This is a genomic window from Streptococcus infantis, assembly GCF_047465035.1.
Classification (GTDB): domain Bacteria; phylum Bacillota; class Bacilli; order Lactobacillales; family Streptococcaceae; genus Streptococcus; species Streptococcus infantis_T.
In genome coordinates this window covers 55,227-73,615 of record NZ_JASHAQ010000008.1, presented here as the reverse complement: position 1 = coordinate 73,615, position 18,389 = coordinate 55,227, and the positions used below count along the sequence as shown (strand labels likewise).

The 18,389-nt window shown below is 39.1% G+C and carries 12 protein-coding genes; 3 read left to right on the top strand and 9 right to left on the bottom strand.

The window, feature by feature from the left end:
* Positions 1-3 precede the first annotated feature (3 nt).
* Entirely contained in the window at positions 4-483 is a 480-nt protein-coding gene (locus QM406_RS05235) for a GNAT family N-acetyltransferase (protein WP_049527097.1), read from the bottom strand.
* A complete protein-coding gene (locus tag QM406_RS05230; RefSeq protein WP_153225373.1) occupies positions 473-1,072 on the bottom strand; it encodes a thymidine kinase in 600 nt (199 codons plus the stop codon). The genes QM406_RS05235 and QM406_RS05230 overlap by 11 nt, the downstream gene beginning before the upstream one ends.
* Before the next feature lie 123 nt (positions 1,073-1,195).
* On the opposite strand from QM406_RS05230, the gene QM406_RS05225 reads away from it, so the two are divergent.
* Complete coding sequence (locus QM406_RS05225; RefSeq protein ID WP_001117401.1) at positions 1,196-1,378, top strand: 4-oxalocrotonate tautomerase; 183 nt, start codon at positions 1,196-1,198, stop codon at positions 1,376-1,378.
* A gap of 137 nt (positions 1,379-1,515) precedes the next feature.
* On the top strand, positions 1,516-2,889 hold the full coding sequence (gene mnmE / locus QM406_RS05220; protein WP_414273623.1) for a tRNA uridine-5-carboxymethylaminomethyl(34) synthesis GTPase MnmE: 1,374 nt from the start codon (positions 1,516-1,518) through the stop codon (positions 2,887-2,889).
* 393 nt (positions 2,890-3,282) lie between these two features.
* Here the strand turns inward: mnmE and hemH are convergent, their stop codons facing one another.
* Entirely contained in the window at positions 3,283-4,377 is a 1,095-nt protein-coding gene (gene hemH / locus QM406_RS05215) for a ferrochelatase (RefSeq protein WP_414273622.1), read from the bottom strand.
* A gap of 154 nt (positions 4,378-4,531) precedes the next feature.
* On the opposite strand from hemH, the gene pepT reads away from it, so the two are divergent.
* On the top strand, positions 4,532-5,755 hold the full coding sequence (pepT, locus tag QM406_RS05210) for a peptidase T (RefSeq protein WP_414273621.1): 1,224 nt from the start codon (positions 4,532-4,534) through the stop codon (positions 5,753-5,755).
* A gap of 76 nt (positions 5,756-5,831) precedes the next feature.
* Here pepT and QM406_RS05205 read toward each other — a convergent pair whose 3' ends face one another.
* From QM406_RS05205 to lacG, 6 genes are all read right to left on the bottom strand, one after another.
* Positions 5,832-9,269, bottom strand: coding sequence for a pneumococcal-type histidine triad protein (locus tag QM406_RS05205; protein ID WP_414273620.1), 3,438 nt, complete (start codon positions 9,267-9,269; stop codon positions 5,832-5,834).
* A 239-nt stretch (positions 9,270-9,508) separates the two neighbouring features.
* Positions 9,509-12,607 (bottom strand): pneumococcal-type histidine triad protein, encoded by a 3,099-nt coding sequence (locus QM406_RS05200; protein ID WP_414273619.1) that lies wholly within the window; start codon positions 12,605-12,607, stop codon positions 9,509-9,511.
* A 7-nt stretch (positions 12,608-12,614) separates the two neighbouring features.
* Positions 12,615-13,544 carry a metal ABC transporter substrate-binding protein gene (locus tag QM406_RS05195; RefSeq protein WP_414273618.1) on the bottom strand — a complete coding sequence of 310 codons (930 nt, stop codon included), beginning with the start codon at positions 13,542-13,544 and terminating at the stop codon, positions 12,615-12,617.
* Positions 13,545-13,712: 168 nt separating this feature from the next.
* A complete protein-coding gene (locus tag QM406_RS05190; RefSeq protein WP_414273617.1) occupies positions 13,713-16,193 on the bottom strand; it encodes a pneumococcal-type histidine triad protein in 2,481 nt (826 codons plus the stop codon).
* Between the two features lie 306 nt (positions 16,194-16,499).
* On the bottom strand, positions 16,500-16,754 hold the full coding sequence (locus tag QM406_RS05185) for a DUF3884 family protein (RefSeq protein WP_075231579.1): 255 nt from the start codon (positions 16,752-16,754) through the stop codon (positions 16,500-16,502).
* Positions 16,755-16,796: 42 nt separating this feature from the next.
* Positions 16,797-18,203 (bottom strand): 6-phospho-beta-galactosidase, encoded by a 1,407-nt coding sequence (gene lacG / locus QM406_RS05180; protein ID WP_414273616.1) that lies wholly within the window; start codon positions 18,201-18,203, stop codon positions 16,797-16,799.
* Positions 18,204-18,389 lie beyond the last annotated feature (186 nt).

The following is an 18,389-nucleotide window of genomic DNA, read 5'->3' as shown; positions in this document are numbered from 1 at the left end:
TCCTTATTTCTCAATTGTTAAATCATAGATTGCTACTACTTCGTTCTCAAATATTTCCCCAGTTTCTTTAAATCCATAACTGAGGTAACAAGATCTTGCATGTTCATTTTCTGGTTCATAAGACAACCAAAGTTTATTGGATAAACCTGCTGGCGCTGTCCGAACATAGTCTAGCACCTTATCCATAATTGGTTTAAAATATCCTTGATCTTGAAAATGCTTATCAATCATGAAACGAAAAAGTAAATAATTTCCATTACTAATTCCGATTTTTTTATCATAAGCTAACATCACAAAACCTATGATTGCATCATTATCGTAAACTGCCAATGGAGCTACAAAATCTCCATTTTTTGTGTAGACATATGCTTCAGCTAAACTAATTGCGTTAGTAGCAATAAATTGTTTTTGATATTCCTTAACATCCAAATTCAAAACATCAAAATAATTTTCCATGGTAACATCTCTTAGTTCAATTGTCATAGTCTTGTTCCTTTTTAGATGTTATCAGTGGTGCAAAATAATGTTTACGGCAAACCGAGATATAGGTTTCATTGCCACCTATCTGGATCTGCTCACCATCATAGACTGGCAATCCGTCCTGCGTACGCAAGACCATGGTCGCTTTTTTCTTGCAATACTGGCAAATGGTCTTGATTTCGTCAATCTTATCTGCTAAGAGCAGAAGATATTTTGAACCTTCGAATAGTTCATTACGAAAGTCATTTTTTAAACCAAATGCCATAACAGGTATATCTAACTCATCCACAACACGAGCTAGGTCGTAAACATGGTGACGCTTTAAAAACTGGGCTTCATCGACAAGTACACAGTATGGCTTTTCAGGTAAATCTCGGATAAAACCAAAGATATCCGTTGTTTCCTCAATAGCAACTGCTGGTCTTTTCATCCCAATTCGACTTGAAACATAGCCAACACCGTCACGCGTATCCAGAGCCGAAGTCATAATCACAACTCCCTTTCCTTGCTCTTCATAGTTATAGGCTACCTTGAGAATCTCGATCGTCTTGCCTGAGTTCATGGTCCCATAACGATAATACAACTGTGCCATGCTTCTATTTCACGTCCATTTCTAAATTTTTGCTACATTCTAGTATACCATATTTTCTCAAAGCTTTAAATGGCAAAATGTGGTAAAATAGAAGAAATCAAATAACTAGTGGAGGACGCAATTATGCCATTTGTACGCATCGATTTATTTGAAGGACGCACGTTAGAGCAAAAGAAAGCCCTAGCCAAGGAAGTAACGGAGGCTGTGGTTCGCAACACTGGTGCACCTCAGTCTGCTGTTCATGTCATTATCAACGATATGCCTGAAGGAACCTATTTCCCACAAGGTGAAATGCGCACCAAATAAGCTAGCTTAAGCAGAATTGCTTAGGCTTTTTCAATCTCCAAGTAGCATCCATTGAAGAAATAGTTCAAATTTGTTACAATTTGAAAAGAGACTTGGAAAAATTTCCAAGAAAAGAGCTATTTATTAAAGGAAACATTATGATTACACGTGAATTTGATACCATCGCTGCTATCTCTACTCCACTAGGCGAAGGGGCTATTGGTATTGTCCGCCTGAGCGGAACAGAAAGTTTTGCTATTGCGCAAAAGATTTTTAAAGGAAAAGACTTGAGTCAGGTTGCTAGCCATACCCTTAACTACGGTCACATCGTTGACCCTCAGACAGGAAAAGTCATGGACGAGGTTATGGTTGGGGCTATGAAGTCTCCAAAGACCTTCACTCGTGAGGATATTATCGAGATTAACACTCACGGTGGGATTGCGGTGACCAATGAAATTCTCCAACTAGCTATCCGTGAAGGAGCTCGATTGGCTGAACCTGGTGAATTTACCAAACGTGCCTTTTTAAACGGTCGTGTAGACTTGACACAGGCTGAGGCGGTCATGGATATCATCCGCGCCAAGACAGACAAGGCCATGAACATTGCAGTTAAACAATTAGACGGCTCCCTTTCTGACCTGATTAACAATACCCGTCAAGAAATCCTCAATACACTTGCCCAAGTTGAGGTCAATATCGACTATCCTGAGTATGACGATGTTGAGGAAGCCACTACTGCTGTTGTCCGTGAAAAGACAATGGAGTTTGAACAATTACTAACTAATCTCCTTAGAACAGCCCGTCGCGGTAAAATCCTTCGTGAAGGAATTTCCACTGCCATTATCGGACGTCCCAACGTTGGGAAATCAAGCCTTCTCAACAACCTCTTGCGTGAGGACAAGGCTATCGTTACAGACATTGCTGGTACGACACGTGATGTCATCGAAGAATACGTCAACATCAACGGTGTTCCACTGAAGTTGATTGATACTGCTGGTATTCGTGAAACAGATGATGTCGTCGAACAAATCGGTGTCGAGCGCTCCAAGAAAGCCCTCAAGGAAGCTGACTTGGTTCTACTGGTTCTAAATGCTAGTGAACCACTAACTGCCCAAGACCGACAACTTCTTGAAATCAGCCAAGATACCAACCGTATCATCCTACTTAACAAAACTGACCTGCCTGAAGCGATTGAAACTTCGGAACTACCTGAAGACGTTATTCGTATTTCAGTCCTTAAAAACCAAAACATCGATAAGATTGAAGAACGGATTAACAACCTTTTCTTTGAAAACGCAGGCTTGGTCGAACAAGATGCTACCTATCTATCCAACGCCCGTCATATTTCATTAATTGAAAAGGCAGTTGAAAGCCTGCAAGCTGTTAACGAAGGTCTTGAATTGGGCATGCCAGTCGACCTGCTTCAAGTTGATTTGACACGTACTTGGGAAATACTCGGAGAAATCACTGGAGATGCTGCTCCAGATGAACTCATTACACAGTTGTTCAGTCAATTTTGTCTGGGTAAATAAGAAAAAACTAGGTCAAAAAAATGCTAGTCACCTAAAAAGAGGTTGGGACAAAAAGATCCCGACCTCACTTTTTATTATCAATCATAATTTGACTCGGTAGCTGATTGAACTTTTTGTTCGTCTTTTAGACTCCAAAAAGCTCCTAATCATCCTCGCGGGGCTGGGACTACGAAATCAAGACTTTGTCTATCGATTTCTGTCCCACCGCCTTTTCTTTCACCTTCTAAGTTATATCCTGCCTTAGCAGAAATCTGAAACAAACCTTATACTCAATGAAAATCAAAGAGCAAACTAGGAAACTAGCCGCAGGCTGTACTTGAGTACGGCAAGGCGACGTTGACGCAGTTTGAATTTGATTTTCGAAGAGTATTACCAGTTCTTTTCTATTTTCACTTAGTCTTTGGGTAATTTGCCAGCTTTTTCAAGCATTTTTTTGATTAAATAAGGCATCTTGACATTTTCACGACCTTTTTTCTCAATTAATTTTTTGACAAATTCTGGCATTTGTAAGTCTTGTGATTCATCTAAAATATTCTTAGTTTCATCCGAAGGGACTAATTCATCAAAGGTCTCTTCTTCTGGGAGGAATTCTCTAAATTCTTTATGTTCGTTAGCTCGGACAGTATTAACCAGGGCATCAATCAAACGAGAATCTGTATTTGGCATTGGTGGACGATGGTAGTTCGCCCCCAATTCCTGACACAATTCATAACATTCCACATCGTTGTCAAACAAGACCTCAATGTGCTCACTGATAAAACTAATAGGTACAAAAATATAATGATTTGGATGTTCTTTCTGTTCTCTGAGATACTCCAGAACATCTGGCTTAATCCAAGGAATACCAATATCACTTTCGCTCTGCCAAGTGTTGGTATATTGCTCTGGTTTCAAGCCTAATTTCTCAGCAATTAACTTGCTATTTTCGAAAATCTGGTCGATATAGGGATCACCAAAATCCAAGGCAAAAATGGGCACACTGTGGGCAGAAAAGATGACTTTAAAGCTATCCTCTTTCACCTTTTCTTTTAAAATTTTAGCAATTTCAGCTGTCCAATAGTTTAATAGTGCTTCTTCTTGATACCAGTCCTTAATAACTAAAAACTGAATTTGTTTGCTTTCCAGAAACTTTTCGTACCCCATAACAGAGTAAAAGGAATAGTGTGGCTCCAAAATCAAGCAAATACACTTTTCAATTCCATCTGCTTCCATTTGCCGAATTACATCTGGAATAAAAGGGGTTGAAAATTTATTGGCAAAATACACACTATATTCATTTCCTAACCTAGCTTCTACCAAGGCAACTTCTTCACGGGTAATTTTTTGAAGTGGAGTTCCTCCAATTCGTACATAATTATCATAGAGAGTTTGAATCTCGTGGTCTTGAGGTCGAACTCCTCGACGAATATTTGTGAAAAAATCAGCCACACCTTCAAAAGTAATCTCTTCTGGCGAACCGAAAGTCATCATTAAAATTGCTTTTTTCATATTTGCATCCTTGTGATATTTTTATCTTTTTTATTGTATCACTAAATAAGTCATAAGTAAACGCTAACATAAGGATTTTATCTCCCTTCTGACTTTTGTTTTTCTCTTCTTTCTATGATACAATGGTTTTAAAAGAAGGAAAAAAGGAGTTACGATGAAATATCCAACATTGTTGGAGCGTTTTTTGACTTATGTCAAAGTCAATACACGTTCTGACGAACATTCAACCACTACACCAAGTACCCAAAGTCAAGTAGACTTCGCAACCAATGTCCTAATCCCTGAGATGAAACGTGTTGGTTTGCAAAATGTCTACTATCTACCAAACGGTTTTGCTATCGGTACTCTTCCAGCTAACGATCCTAGTTTGACTCGTAAGATTGGCTTTATCTCCCACATGGATACAGCAGATTTTAATGCTGAAGGTATTAACCCGCAAGTTATTGAAAACTATGATGGCGGAGTTATCGAGCTTGGAGAATCTGGTTTCAAGCTTGATCCAGCAGATTTCAAGAGCTTAGAGAAATATCTAGGGCAAACCTTGGTTACAACTGATGGAACTACCCTTCTAGGGGCTGATGATAAATCTGGTATCGCTGAAATCATGACAGCTATCGAATACTTGACTGCTCATCCTGAGATTAAACACTGTGAAATCCGTGTCGGCTTCGGACCTGATGAAGAAATCGGTGTTGGTGCCAATAAATTTGATGCAGAAGATTTCAATGTTGACTTTGCATATACAGTTGACGGGGGACCTCTTGGTGAACTTCAATACGAAACCTTCTCTGCTGCAGGTGCAGAACTTCATTTCCAAGGTCGTAATGTTCACCCAGGAACGGCCAAAGGGCAAATGGTTAATGCTCTCCAATTAGCCATTGACTTCCACAATCAACTCCCAGCTGGTGACCGACCTGAGTTGACTGAGGGGTACCAAGGATTCTACCATCTCATGGATGTAACAGGAACTGTTGAGGAAGCGCGTGCCAGCTACATTATTCGTGACTTCGAAAAAGAAAACTTCGAAGCACGTAAAGCTGCTATGCAAGCTATCTCTGATAAGATGAACCAAGAACTTGGTAGTGATCGTGTTACTTTAACATTGACAGACCAGTACTACAACATGAAGGAAGTCATTGAAAAGGATATGACACCAGTAACCATTGCCAAAGCAGTTATGGAAGACCTTGGTATCACACCAATTATCGAGCCTATCCGTGGAGGAACAGACGGTTCTAAAATTTCCTTCATGGGAATTCCTACGCCAAATATCTTTGCTGGTGGCGAAAATATGCACGGTCGTTTTGAATACGTTAGTCTACAAACAATGGAACGTGCAGTCGACACCATTATTGGAATTGTAGCTTATAAAGACTAAAGAGATCGGGAAAAAATTCCCGACCTCTTTTTTATCAGCAGCCTACTTTTGACGCAGTAACTGTCTGAACTTTGTATTATTCTGCTACTTTTTCTCTTGTTTCTGGAGAGCTAGTTGCAGGAGTTAAGGTTGACTCAGCTTGTTTATCGTTTGTTTCTGTATTGGCTGTTTCTGTGCTAGCTTCAGCTGGCTTGACTTTGGATTGAAATTCTTGGTTTAACAAAACGATTTCTTGAGCAAGAGCTAAAAGAGCTTGCTTGTCTTTGCTTGCTGCACTAAGCTTATCAAATAAAGCGTCCACTTTTTCAAAGTCAGCATCAGAACCATTATTCATTTCTAAATAAGTATGAAGGGCAATAACACCATTATAAAGTTTTTGGTAGAGAACTAAAACCTCTGGGTCTTGTTTGACATTCTCACGTTCATTCTGAATGGTTAGTGAAATACGTTTCAGAAGATCTTGGACTTGCATGTTCAATTCATCTAGGTCAGCATCCTCTTTGTCAAAGGCAGCTTTCAGATTCTTCACTTCGTCAACAAGTGAAGCTTTAACACCTTCTTCTTTGACTTGAGCTACTAATTCTTCAGCTTTTGTTAAAAGTCCTGCCACCTGACCTTTTAAGACATGGTTACTTTGTTCCTCAGGTTTTATATCATCAAACAAACCTTTCAAGAACTCATAAACTGCAGTTTTAGCACTATGACCATCAACTTTTTCAGTGTCTAGGATCGTTTCAGAAGGTTTATGAGCAACTGATTCATTCTTCACTGCTTCTTCTACCTCTAATTTTGTTTGATAGATTTCAGGGAAGAGTTTGTTCAAGTCAGTTGCCTTAAGGAAAGATTGTGACTGATAAAGAGTCCAAGTTAAGTTAGCAACTTTATTTCTAAGAGTGTCATTTAAACGACCATCTGACAGATGTTGATAGAAATACTTAATGTATTCGACTGTCGTAACACCAGTTCGATCATTAAAATCTTGCAGAGCTTGTAGTTTAGCTTCAACTGCATCTAAACCAGCCTCATCTTGAGCCAATTTATTTTCTTGGAGTTGAGCCAAGAGATCCTTTTTAGGAAGTCCATAAGCATCCGTATCCAAGGTATTAATCTTATCTACTAAAGCTTGATATTTCTTGTCTAAAGGACTGATTTCTGTTGGTTTTACACTAGAGTCAACGTGGATATACTGCTTGTCAAAGAGATCTAAAGCAGCCAGATAACCAGCTGTTGAGTTGGTTGAGAGCTTCTTCATATTTTCAGAGAATTGTCCCAAGGCAAGCTCAATTTGTCTTTGTAAAATTGGTTTATCTTTATAGACTTCACGACTCTCTGCCAAGAGTTGATCAATCTTATACTGGACTGCTTTTTCATCAAAAGCACCAGGTTGGTAAGTTGACTGTAATGCAGGAATTTTGTTTTTCAAAGCGACTTCATAACCTTTAGTTTGAACCTTGATGTAGTGGTTATGGTCACCATGAGGGATAACAAAGCTGCCATTTTCAACCTGCAAGCTATAAGGAGAAACACCATCACGTAGAGCAGTTGTATAGAGTTCGTTTAGGAAATCAAGCTCTGCATCACCTGTTTGAAGCGGAATACGAACGTGTTCCTTACGAACGGCGTAAGGGTGAATGTGAGTTGGATCATAAGCTTGGTCTGGATTTCCAAATACAAAGAATCCATTTGAAATTCGGATAGCTTCAAGCGGAACACCATAGGTTTTAGAGATATAAGCTATCTTTTCTTCATCGCTGGCATCTCGAGAGAAACTTTCTACAGTCTTGGCAAGAGGTTTTACAGGCTCTGCCTGATGGTGACCATGTAAATGTTCTTGCGCTGCCTTTATCTGCTCTGCTGACAAATCTTTTTTAAAGAAATAGTGGGCATGATCTCCATGTGAAACCACAAAACCTTGCTCATCCTCACTGATGACACGATTGGCATCAAAACCGTGATCATGGTCTTCATCATGATGGTGTCCATGATGATCTTCATCGTGATCGTCATCATGAGCTGGATTTGGTGTTGCTGTATTTGCCCCTTTCAAGTGGTCTTGCGCTGCCTTAATTTGCTCTGCTGACAAGTCCTTCTTGAAGAAGTAATGATTATGGTCACCATGTGACATGATAAATCCTGCTTCATCTTCAGCAATAATACGATTGGCATCAAAGCCGTGTCCACCTTCTTCATGTTCCTCATGTGAAACACTAGGATTGACTGGAAGAGATGGAGAAGGTGTTGTTAGACCATTGTTTGGAAGAGTCGGTTGACCAATTTGATTCGACTTAGGAATGTAATGGAAATGATCACCATGTCTGACGATATAAGCTGTGGCTGTTTCTTCAACGATATCTTTTGGATTAAAGATATAACCATCAGATTTTGAAGAAATTTCCTTATTTAACGTTGAAGAAGCATTATTCAATATAGATGGATTACTTGGAAGACTTCCTAGACTAGACGCTACTTCATGATGTTTTTCATTTGTAGAGGCCGTAGAACCAGTTCCACCGATAGGCACCATTCTAGCAATCTTTTCTTCTAAAGCAGAGAGTTTGCTGTAAGGAATAAAGTGATAATGATCGCCATGCGGAATCGCAACTCCATTTGGTGTACGACTGATAATCTTAGCAGGGTCAAAGACCAGACCATCTGATTCACCGTAACGTTGGTTGCTAGGTAAATCATAGAGTTCTTTCAATAAACTTTGGAGATTTTCAGCCTTACTTTCTGGCTTGCTAGTTGATTCTTTCTCTATAGCTTGATTAGTATTGTCACTAGCTGCTGAAGAATAGCTTAACTGGCTCGGTTGCGTATTTTTCCCAGTCAGATGAGCTTTAGCGGATGCTAATTCACTAGCAGATAAATCACTTTTTGGAATGTAGTGATAGTGACCTCCATGAGGAACGATATAAGCATCACCAGTATCTTCAATAATGTCAGCTGGATTAAAGACATAACCATCATCTGTTGTATAGCGTCCCTGAGACCTTGCTACAGCAACATCAGAGCTGACCTTCTCATTATCTTTGACATGTTCTTGTTTTTGACGGTTGATTTCATCTTTGGTTCGAACATTATCAGCATGAGCTGTATCTTTCAGGTAGACATAATATTTTCCATCGACCTTGATGATATAACCACCCTTGACTTCATTGACAATATCAGCATCTTTAAGTTGATAGTTTGGATCCTTCATCAAAAGTTCTTCACTAAAGAGGGCATCATAAGGAACTTTTCCGTTATAGTAATGGTAGTGATCACCGTGTGATGTAACATAACCCTGATCTGAAATCTTGATAACAATTTGCTCAGCCTGAATTCCTTCTTTTTGGCTAACCTGATCTGGTGTCAGGTTTTCAGTTTTCTGACTTGACTGGCTGCCATCCACATAAGAGATACGATTATTGTCCTTATTTTCCTGCGAGCGATGCTGATTTAGAGCATAAGCGCAAAGACTCAAGGAGACGATAACAGCTGATCCAGCTGCTATATATTTTTTACTGAATTTCATAAATCCCTCATTTCAATAAATGATGAAGCTTTTTAACTTCTTTTGCTTGGTTAAACAGTTTTTTCTAAACTGGTTATTTAACCAATTAATTAACCAGTAAATAGTTTACCTTTTTTTAGTTTATCTGTCAAGATTTTTATAACATTTTAAAAAATAAAAGCCAGTATTGCTACTGACTCTTACATCATTTTGATTTAATAGGATAAACTTATGCTTCTGGTTTCGTCGTTACTGACTCACTACCTTTTTAACAAAGCAAGTAATTTTTCTGCTTCTGCCATGATACCATTATTATCCATGGTTTGGAGGCTCAAGTTATTTCGTAAACCAGATAGGCTCTCTGTCACATTGTCTTTCAAACTAGCATCCGTTACTTTAGCAAGTAGAGCTTCTACTTCTTTGAGTTTGGCTTCTACTTTTTCGGTTTCTACTTGAGGTACTTCAGCTTCGTCTGTTGTATCTTTAGATACTTCTTCTGTTTCGTCTTCATCAGTGCTCGGTTTATAAAGATTATCTACTGAAGGGGTTGAACCTGTATGATTTTCTTTTTCATTGGATTCAGGACGGGTTGATTCGTCTGATTCATGATGATTTTCCTTATCTTCATCAGATTTACTGCCTTTGTCTGCCTTATTTTTACGAACATGGTCGCTGGCATTTCCCCAACCATTATCTGAGTGAGGACGTTCTTCAGGATGTTCAACATAATATTTTACAGTCGCAAAGAGATCCTCAAGGCTATAACCCTTAGGTGCTTCATAGAGTCCTTCGTCAAACCAGCCAAATTTAATGTTATGGTAATGGTCGTAATGAGGTATAATTAAGCTACCATTTTTAACTTCAACAGTATGTTGTAGATTGTAAGGAATATGATCAAGTGGGACCTTCTTAGCTGCTTTCACTTTATTATAGATTGCTTCTACTCCTTTAACCTCAGTATTTCCTGAACCCTGATTCTCTGTTGAAGGAGGTGTCAAACCTTTCTCTTTAGCATAAGCCTGGGCTGCCACTCTTTCAGCTTCAGACAAGCTCTCTTTCTTAATCCAATGACTATGAGTCATATGCGGAGTTACATAGGCATCTCCCTCATCACTGGTAATATCACGAATGTCAAAGATATAGCCATCTTCTGTTGTATACTTACCTGCTAATTTCGCCAATTTAATTTCATCGTCTGTATAAGCAATTTGAGCATTTGGTTTGCCAAGTCGCTCTGGATGGGTAATTGGTGCTAGGAATGCCAATAAATCATCTACTAATTTTCCTTTATTAGAAGATTCATCATTCAAGCGTTCTGCTAATTTGTCTAAGGCTTGGAAATCAGAAGTACGACCCTTATTTTCAGACAAGGCTTTATGAGCCTCGGCCAATAAATTATATGCTTTATCATAAAATTCTTGGTCACGAGGAGCGACATTTTCTTTCTTCGCAACTAGAGCGTGTGTCTCTTGAGTTTTCTTAGACAGGAGATTTTCAATAACATCAATCTTATCCTTGGCTAAATCTTTAGCTAGAACATAACGACTAACGCCCTTATCCTCGATAATATATCCTTCGCCAACTTTTCTAACAACTTGGTTGACATCAAGTTCAGTAAGTTTATTTTCCACTGGTACAAGAGGTTTGGTAGTAGGGGCTGGCTTCATAGGAGTAACACTTGGCAAGACACTGCCATTTTGTCCCTTGATAGCTATCATACGAGCCAATTTTTCTTCCAGCGGTGACATTTGTGAATAAGGGATAAAGTGATAATGGTCTCCATGAGGCACTGCAACACCGTTAGCTGTACGTTTGATGATTTGTGCTGGATCAAAGACGAGTCCATCAGATTCCACATGTCGTTCTGACAAAGGTTTGGCATACAATTCACGTAAGAGTGTAGGAATGTCTTCCCCGTGGTCTTGATGATAAGTTGGAGTAACAGTCAGATTTGGTGTCTCTGTCAAACTTGGTTGGGCTGGATTTGGATTGCCACTACTTGGTTTACTTGAACTTGTAGCAGAATGAGAACCCTGTTTACCATTCCAATAAGCTTGGGCAGCAGCCAGTTCTCCTGCAGACAAATCACTCTTAGGTATATAGTGGAAATGATTGCCGTGCGGTACAACAAAAGCGTCTCCTGTATCTTCAATCACATCTGTCGGACTAAAGACATATCCATCATCCGTTGTATAAGCGCCTCCAGTTCCTCGATTTGGTGCCTGCGTATTGAGATTAAAGTTTGGTTTAATCGGTGAACTTGGTGTTGAACTTGGTTTATCTGTACTGCTTGGTTTCGTATTGTCAGAATGACTTTGAACTGGCTGACCTCCAATTGGAAGATTTCGAGCCAATTTTTCTTCCAAGGCAGACATTTGCGAATAAGGAATGAAATGGAAATGATCACCGTGAGGAACTGCCACACCATTTGCTGTACGTTTTGTAATCTGTGCTGGGTCAAATACTAATCCATCAGACTCCACATGACGTTGGCTCAGTGGCAAAGCGTACAATTCTTGAAGGAGACTAGCTAAATCCTCACTTTGACTTTCAGAATCTGTTGCAGGATTTTGAGGTGTCTCAGATTGACTCGTTCTCACACTAGATCTTGTTTCTCCCCTACTTGAACGATATTCAACCGTACTTAATTGACCACCTTTTCCAGATAAGAAGGCTTGGGCAGCAGCTAATTCACTGGCAGACAAATCACTCTTAGGAATATAGTGGAAGTGATTTCCATGAGGAACGATATAGGCATCACCTGTGTCCTCAATGATATCAGATGCATTGAAGATATAACCATCATCCGTTGTATAGCGTCCTTGAGCTCTGGCTGCAACTACCGCCTGATCGTTAGAACCACCTCCATGATTACTACTGTGTTCCTGCTTCTGACGTTTAATCTCTTCTTTTGTCCGAATATTGTCCGCATGAGCCGCATCCTTGAGGTAAACATAGTATTTCCCGTCTACCTTAATCACATAGCCACCCTTGATTTCATTGACAATGTCTGAATCCTTCAACTGATAATTCGGATCTTTTATGAGGAGTTCTTCACTGATGATAGCGTCATAAGGAACCTTACCATTATAGTAATGATAATGGTCTCCATGAGAGGTCACATAACCTTGATCCGTAATCTTGATAACAATTTGTTCGGCGTTGATTCCCTCTCTCTTACTGACTTCATCTGGTGTCAAGTTCTCTGCTTTTTGGCTTGGTTGGTTGCCATCTATATAAGCAACTCGATTAGACTCTTTCTTAACTTGACCAGCTTGATAACGACCAAGTTCATAGGAGCAAACACTTAGGGCAAGGACTGCTACTGACCCTGCTAGATATTTTTTATTGATTTTCATTCTTATCTCACTTTAATTCTTCAGCTAATACACTCATATTTTCTTCAAGATTTTCTAGGTAAGTCTTGTCATTTTGTGGGTCTGCCTCTAAAGGATTTAGAGTTTTAAGACCCACACCTGTTGATTTGACAAGAGTTTCAGCTACTTTTGAAGAAGCGTTACTTTCTGTAAAAATCGTCTTAACCTTATAGGTTTTAACAAATTCCTGAATTTCTGTTAGTTGTCTTGGACTTGGTTCTTGTTCAGGAGAGATACCTGCAATACCAAGTTGATTGAGTCCAAATCGCTTAGCTAGATAAGAAAAGGCTGTATGCTGTGTTACAAAAGTTTTCTGACTCGCTTTTTCAAATTTAGGCTGGAATTTCTTAGTCAATTCCTGAGCTTTTTTGATAAAGGCTTGCGCATTTTTCTGATAAGTCTCTTTGTGCTCACTATCCACCTCTGAAAGTTTATCAGCGATAATCTGGGCTTCTTCTCCAGCTTTTTCAGGATCTAGCCAAGTATGAGGGTCATAGAGCGTTTTTTCATCAACTCCATCACCTGCTTCCACATCCTCTAGTCCAGGAACACGGTCTAAGGTCATTCCTTCAGAAGCCTCTAAAACCTTAACTTTGGATTTTTTTAGATTGGGATCCAGACTTCCTGCCCAAGATTCGAGCGTATGCGAATGATAAACAAAGACATCTGCATCGTATATTGCTGCAATATCATTTGCCGAAGGTTCAAAGGAGTGAATCCCACTACTTGACTGAATCATTCGAACATCATTCAAGTCACCAGATACTTCCTTGACCATAGCGTAAATAGGATAAAAACTGGTCACAATCTTCATTCCCTTAGTTTCATCACTCTTGTCTTGACCGGTCTTTTGTCCACAAGCTCCTAATACAAGAGCAAATAAGGCAATCATGAGCCATAGGATACTTCTTTTTTTCATAGCAACTCCTTAACTAGTATTTAACCATTTAATTAACTAGTAAATATTTTACTCCTAAAAATTTAAAATGTCAATATTTTTTGTGCATTTTCATGAAAAAAGTGAGAACTAGATTTCATTGCTAAATTTCATTTTCAGTTCTCACTGGTTATTTTTAACTCACGAATTTTAATCGTTTTGACTTGTTTTAGGCTTACTATTTTTTAGTAAGGCTGTGAGATTTTCAGCTTGAGCCATAATACCATTGTTATCCATAGTTCCCAAAGTCAGATTATTTCGCAAACCAACCAAGGTTTCGCTAGCATTGGATTTAAGGTTTGCATCTGTGACTGTCTTTAATAGTCCCTCTGCTTCTTTGAGCTTAGCTTCTACCTTTTCAGTCTCAACCTGTGGTTCTTCTGGTTCAACAGGACTTTCCTCTTCAGGTTCTTCCTCTGGTTTATAGTTATTAGTAGGATCTTGACTATTATCTTTTTTACCCAAGACATGCTCGCTAGCATTTCCCCAACCATCATTTGAATGTGGACGTTCATCTGGGTGTTCTACATAGTACTTAATCGTTGCAAATAAGTCTTCAAGACTATAACCATTCGGTGCCTTATAAGATTTGTCGTCAAACCAAGCAAACTTGATATTATGGTAATGATCCTTGTGAGGAATAATCAGATTACCATTTTTTACTGCTACAGTATGTTCAACATTATAAGGTAAACGAACCAATGGAATTCGTTTTTCACCTTTAACGCGTTCGTAAATAGATGCTGCGCTTTCCGCATTGGGATTTGCCTGGGTCGCACTATCTTCAGATGGAGGGTTGATATTTTTCTCTTTGGTATAGGCTTGAGCCTCGGATTTTTCTTTATCGGACAAACTATCCTTACCAATCCAGTGACTATGCCCCATATGTGGTGTTACATAAGCATCTCCCTCGTCACTGATAATATCATGGGCATCAAAGATATAACCATCCGATGTTGTGTACTTATCCGCTAGCTGAGCTACACGAACTTCATCGTCACTATACTCGATTTGTGAGTTTGGCTTACCAAGACGTTCTGGATGATTAATCGGTGCAATAAATTTAAGCAAATCATCTACAAAGGCTACCTTGTTTACATGTTCATCATTTAATCTTTCTAGCAATTGATCTAAAGTCTGGAAGTCAGATAGCCGTCCCTTATTTTCAAGTAGGTTCCTATGCGTTTGCTCCAACAAACTATAAGCCTTATCATAGAATTCCTGATTTCGAGGAGCTATTGTGCTTTTCTTCTCCGCCAAGGTATGCGCTGGTGTAGCCACCTTATTCAGTTCTTTCTCAAAAGCTATAAGATTCTCTTTAGACAAATCCTTAGTCAAGACATAATGCGAAACTCCCTTTTCTTCTAGGACATAGCCCTGACCAACTTTTCTGACTACTTGTTTGGCAAGCTCCTCATTAGAATGGTTATCAGGAAGTGGAACTGGTGCTGGTTGCGGATTTGGGACGGGCTGTGGAACTGGTTTTAATGTAGGATTTGGCCGTAAACTAGCTGCTCCAGGCGCTGAAATATTCCCTTGATTTTTAACTGGAATCATCCGTGCAATCTTTTCTTCCAAAGCTGACATCTGACTATATGGGATAAAATGGTAGTGATCCCCATGAGGTACTGCTACTCCATTTGCTGTCTTTTTCGTGATTTGCGCTGGATCAAAGACAAGCCCATCTGATTCCACATGTCGTTGGCTGAGTGGCAAGGCATAAAGTTGTTTCAAAAGACTAGATACGTCTTCACTTGGACTTGCTTGATAACTATTATCCACTTGTGGACTAACAGTTGGAGCCCATCTTCTAATATTTGTCTCAACATTACTATGATTTGTTTGTCCATATGAACTACTATTCGATGCCTCTGATGAGCTGCTAGAAGAATTTGTTGACGGTCGATACCCAACTGAGCTTGTTTGGCCACCTTTACCAGATAGGAAGGCTTGGGCCGCAGCAAGTTCGCTAGCTGATAAGTCACTCTTAGGAATATAGTGGAAATGATTGCCATGTGGAACGATGTAAGCATCGCCAGTATCCTCAATAATATCACTTGCATTAAAAACATAGCCGTCATCCGTTGTATAACGTCCCTGAGCCCTTGCTAGGGTAACTTCATTGCTAACTTTTGTTCCACTACCATGTCCGTGTTCTTGCTTCTGACGATTGATCTCATCCTTACTACGAATATTCTCTGAATGGGATGCATCTTTGAGGTATACATAATAGCGACCATCAACCTTAATGACATAACCATCCTTGACTTCGTTGACAATATCCTCATTTCGAAGTTGATAATTCGAATCCTTCATCAGGAGTTCCTCGCTAATAATAGCATCATAAGGAACCTTGCCATTAAAGTAATGATAATGGTCCCCATGTGAAGTTACGTAGCCTTGATCGGTAATCTTAACGACAATCTGTTCAGCATTAATACCTTCTCGCTGACTAACCTCATCTGGCGTCAGATTTTCAGTCTTAGCACTAGCCTGATTCCCTTCTATATAAGACACACGATTAGACTCTTTGCTAGTCTGTACCGCTTGGTAACGCCCCAATTCATAACTTGAAAGGCTTAAGGCTAAAAGAGCTACGGAACCAAGAACATATTTTTTATTGATTTTCATCTTAATACACTTTCTATTTCATTTATTCGTTAAAGAAGAACTACACTTTTTCCTAAAGGACTTCCTTAACCGGTTAAATATCTATTTAGAAAAATAACTCACTTTTAAAACTCCTCCTATTTTCTATATTTCAAACAAGATTTGAGCGAGTGAGTTACCTTTTTATGTACTTAACCAGTTATTTAACTAGTTAATAGTTTACTCCTATCACATAAATCTGTCAAGAAAATTTTAAAAATTTTGGTAAAAAGTAGATAAAAAAGAGGAATAACCCCTAGTATGAGATAGATTCCTCTTTATAATATTTTAGTGTTGAAATGGCATAAAATCCGAAACAAAGGAAATGTTATCCTTATCTTCTGCGTTGACAAAATTTAAAAATAGCTTTTGAAATTCTTCAAATTCATAGTCTGAATGACAAATCCACTCCTTACCCGTCGAGACATACCATTTTCCAAGACTTGCAAGTTGCTCCTTGGTCAAGGATGGTACATGAGAGCAATGTTCAAAGTTAATAATATAAACTTTTTCATAGATTGATTTGATAAAATCTTTGAGCATAAACTTTCCTCGCTTAAATTCTATACCTAATAACTAGTTGTACTATTCAATCACTTGGGTTTCAGCTAGTTTTTTATACCAGTGAGCTGATTTCTTTGGATAGCGTTCTTGCGTTTCAAAGTCCACATAGAAGAGGCCATAGCGTTTTTCATAACCATTTGACCAAGAGAAGACGTCCATGAGTGACCAGATGAAGTATCCTTTGACTACTGCTCCATCAGTAATGGCATCTGAAATAACTTCCAAGTGTTGTTTCACATAATCAATACGGCCATCATCGTAAACAGTGTTATCGACAAATTCATCTTTGTATCCAAGTCCGTTTTCAGTGATGTAGATCTTCTTGTAGTTTGGATAATCTTTCTTAACACGCATGATTTGATCATACAAACCTTGAGGGTAGATAATCCAGTCCCAGTCAGTGCGAGGCACATAGTCCGGAGCTACACGACGACCAACACCTTTGATTTGGTATTTAGAGCTTCCTTTCTCTCCTTTACCATTGTGGATGATTTCAGTTTCACCATCAAAGGCTTCCATCCAGTCACTCATGTAGTAGTTAATTCCAAGGAAGTCGTTCAAATCTTTAGATGCTTCAAGTGCTGCAAAGTCTTCGTCACGAAGATCCAAGCTACCACCATTTACTGATAAGAAGTGGTTTACACCTTCCATTGTTGCATCTGAATAGTGTCCAAGGTATGTAGCATCCAAGATAAATTTGTTGTGGATGATATCTTCCAACTCAGCAGCACGAACGTCTGCAGGATTTTTAGGATCCAATGGATACTTAGTTGGAAGGGCGTGAACAACCCCGATTTCACCTTTATAGCCTTTGTCTTTATACAATTTCACAGCACGAGCATGAGACACCATCATATTGTGGTGAGATTGGAATACTTTAGCCAAATCATACTGAATACCTGGAGGAAACTTGCCGACCAAATATTGACCATCACCGATTGGGCCGATTTCATTGAAAGTAGTCCAGTAGTTCACTTCAGGAAACTCTTCAAAACAGAATGCAGCATAGTCCACAAAGTGTTCGATATTTTCACGATTTAAGAAGTCTCCATTTGAATGAAGTGCTTCCGGTGTATCGAAGTGGTGAAGTGTAACGAACGGTTCTACATGACGTTTATGACATTCTGCAAATAAGTTATGATAGAATTCTACCCCTTTTGGATTTACTTCACCATAACCAGTTGGAAAAATACGTGACCAAGCAATTGAAATTCGAATTCCATTGACACCATACTCTTCTGCTAGCTTAAGGTCAACTGGGTATCGATTGTAAAAATCACTGGCTGGTTCGGCAGTGTACCAGTAATTATCTTCAAGATATTTATCCCACGCAACTGGTCCTTTTCCATCAGTATGTGTAGCACCTTCTGCTTGATAGGCAGCTGTTGCGCCACCGAAAATAAAGTCTTTTGGAAGTGTTTTTGTCATTTTTTCACCTATTTCTTGATTTAAATAAACTAAAAGTGAGAGGAGAGGAGTCAGTGAGCCATCCTTCTCCATCTCACTTCTTGTACCAAGTCACCGAATTGTGACATGAGGAGGTAAAAACGATATCTTTTTACCGACGAATTAACAAGGCGATTAGGAAATTCGCCATAGCGATTTCCGTGATGA

Bases quoted from the DNA above. Each gene is read 5' to 3' on its own strand.
- QM406_RS05225 (WP_001117401.1), top strand. From the start codon at position 1,196: ATGCCATTTGTACGCATCGATTTATTTGAAGGACGCACGTTAGAGCAA.
- QM406_RS05190 (WP_414273617.1), bottom strand. From the start codon at position 16,193: ATGAAAATCAATAAAAAATATGTTCTTGGTTCCGTAGCTCTTTTAGCC.
- mnmE (WP_414273623.1), top strand. From the start codon at position 1,516: ATGATTACACGTGAATTTGATACCATCGCTGCTATCTCTACTCCACTA.
- pepT (WP_414273621.1), top strand. From the start codon at position 4,532: ATGAAATATCCAACATTGTTGGAGCGTTTTTTGACTTATGTCAAAGTC.
- hemH (WP_414273622.1), bottom strand. From the start codon at position 4,377: ATGAAAAAAGCAATTTTAATGATGACTTTCGGTTCGCCAGAAGAGATT.
- QM406_RS05205 (WP_414273620.1), bottom strand. From the start codon at position 9,269: ATGAAATTCAGTAAAAAATATATAGCAGCTGGATCAGCTGTTATCGTC.
- QM406_RS05235 (WP_049527097.1), bottom strand. From the start codon at position 483: ATGACAATTGAACTAAGAGATGTTACCATGGAAAATTATTTTGATGTT.
- lacG (WP_414273616.1), bottom strand. From the start codon at position 18,203: ATGACAAAAACACTTCCAAAAGACTTTATTTTCGGTGGCGCAACAGCT.
- QM406_RS05185 (WP_075231579.1), bottom strand. From the start codon at position 16,754: ATGCTCAAAGATTTTATCAAATCAATCTATGAAAAAGTTTATATTATT.
- QM406_RS05230 (WP_153225373.1), bottom strand. From the start codon at position 1,072: ATGGCACAGTTGTATTATCGTTATGGGACCATGAACTCAGGCAAGACG.
- QM406_RS05200 (WP_414273619.1), bottom strand. From the start codon at position 12,607: ATGAAAATCAATAAAAAATATCTAGCAGGGTCAGTAGCAGTCCTTGCC.
- QM406_RS05195 (WP_414273618.1), bottom strand. From the start codon at position 13,544: ATGAAAAAAAGAAGTATCCTATGGCTCATGATTGCCTTATTTGCTCTT.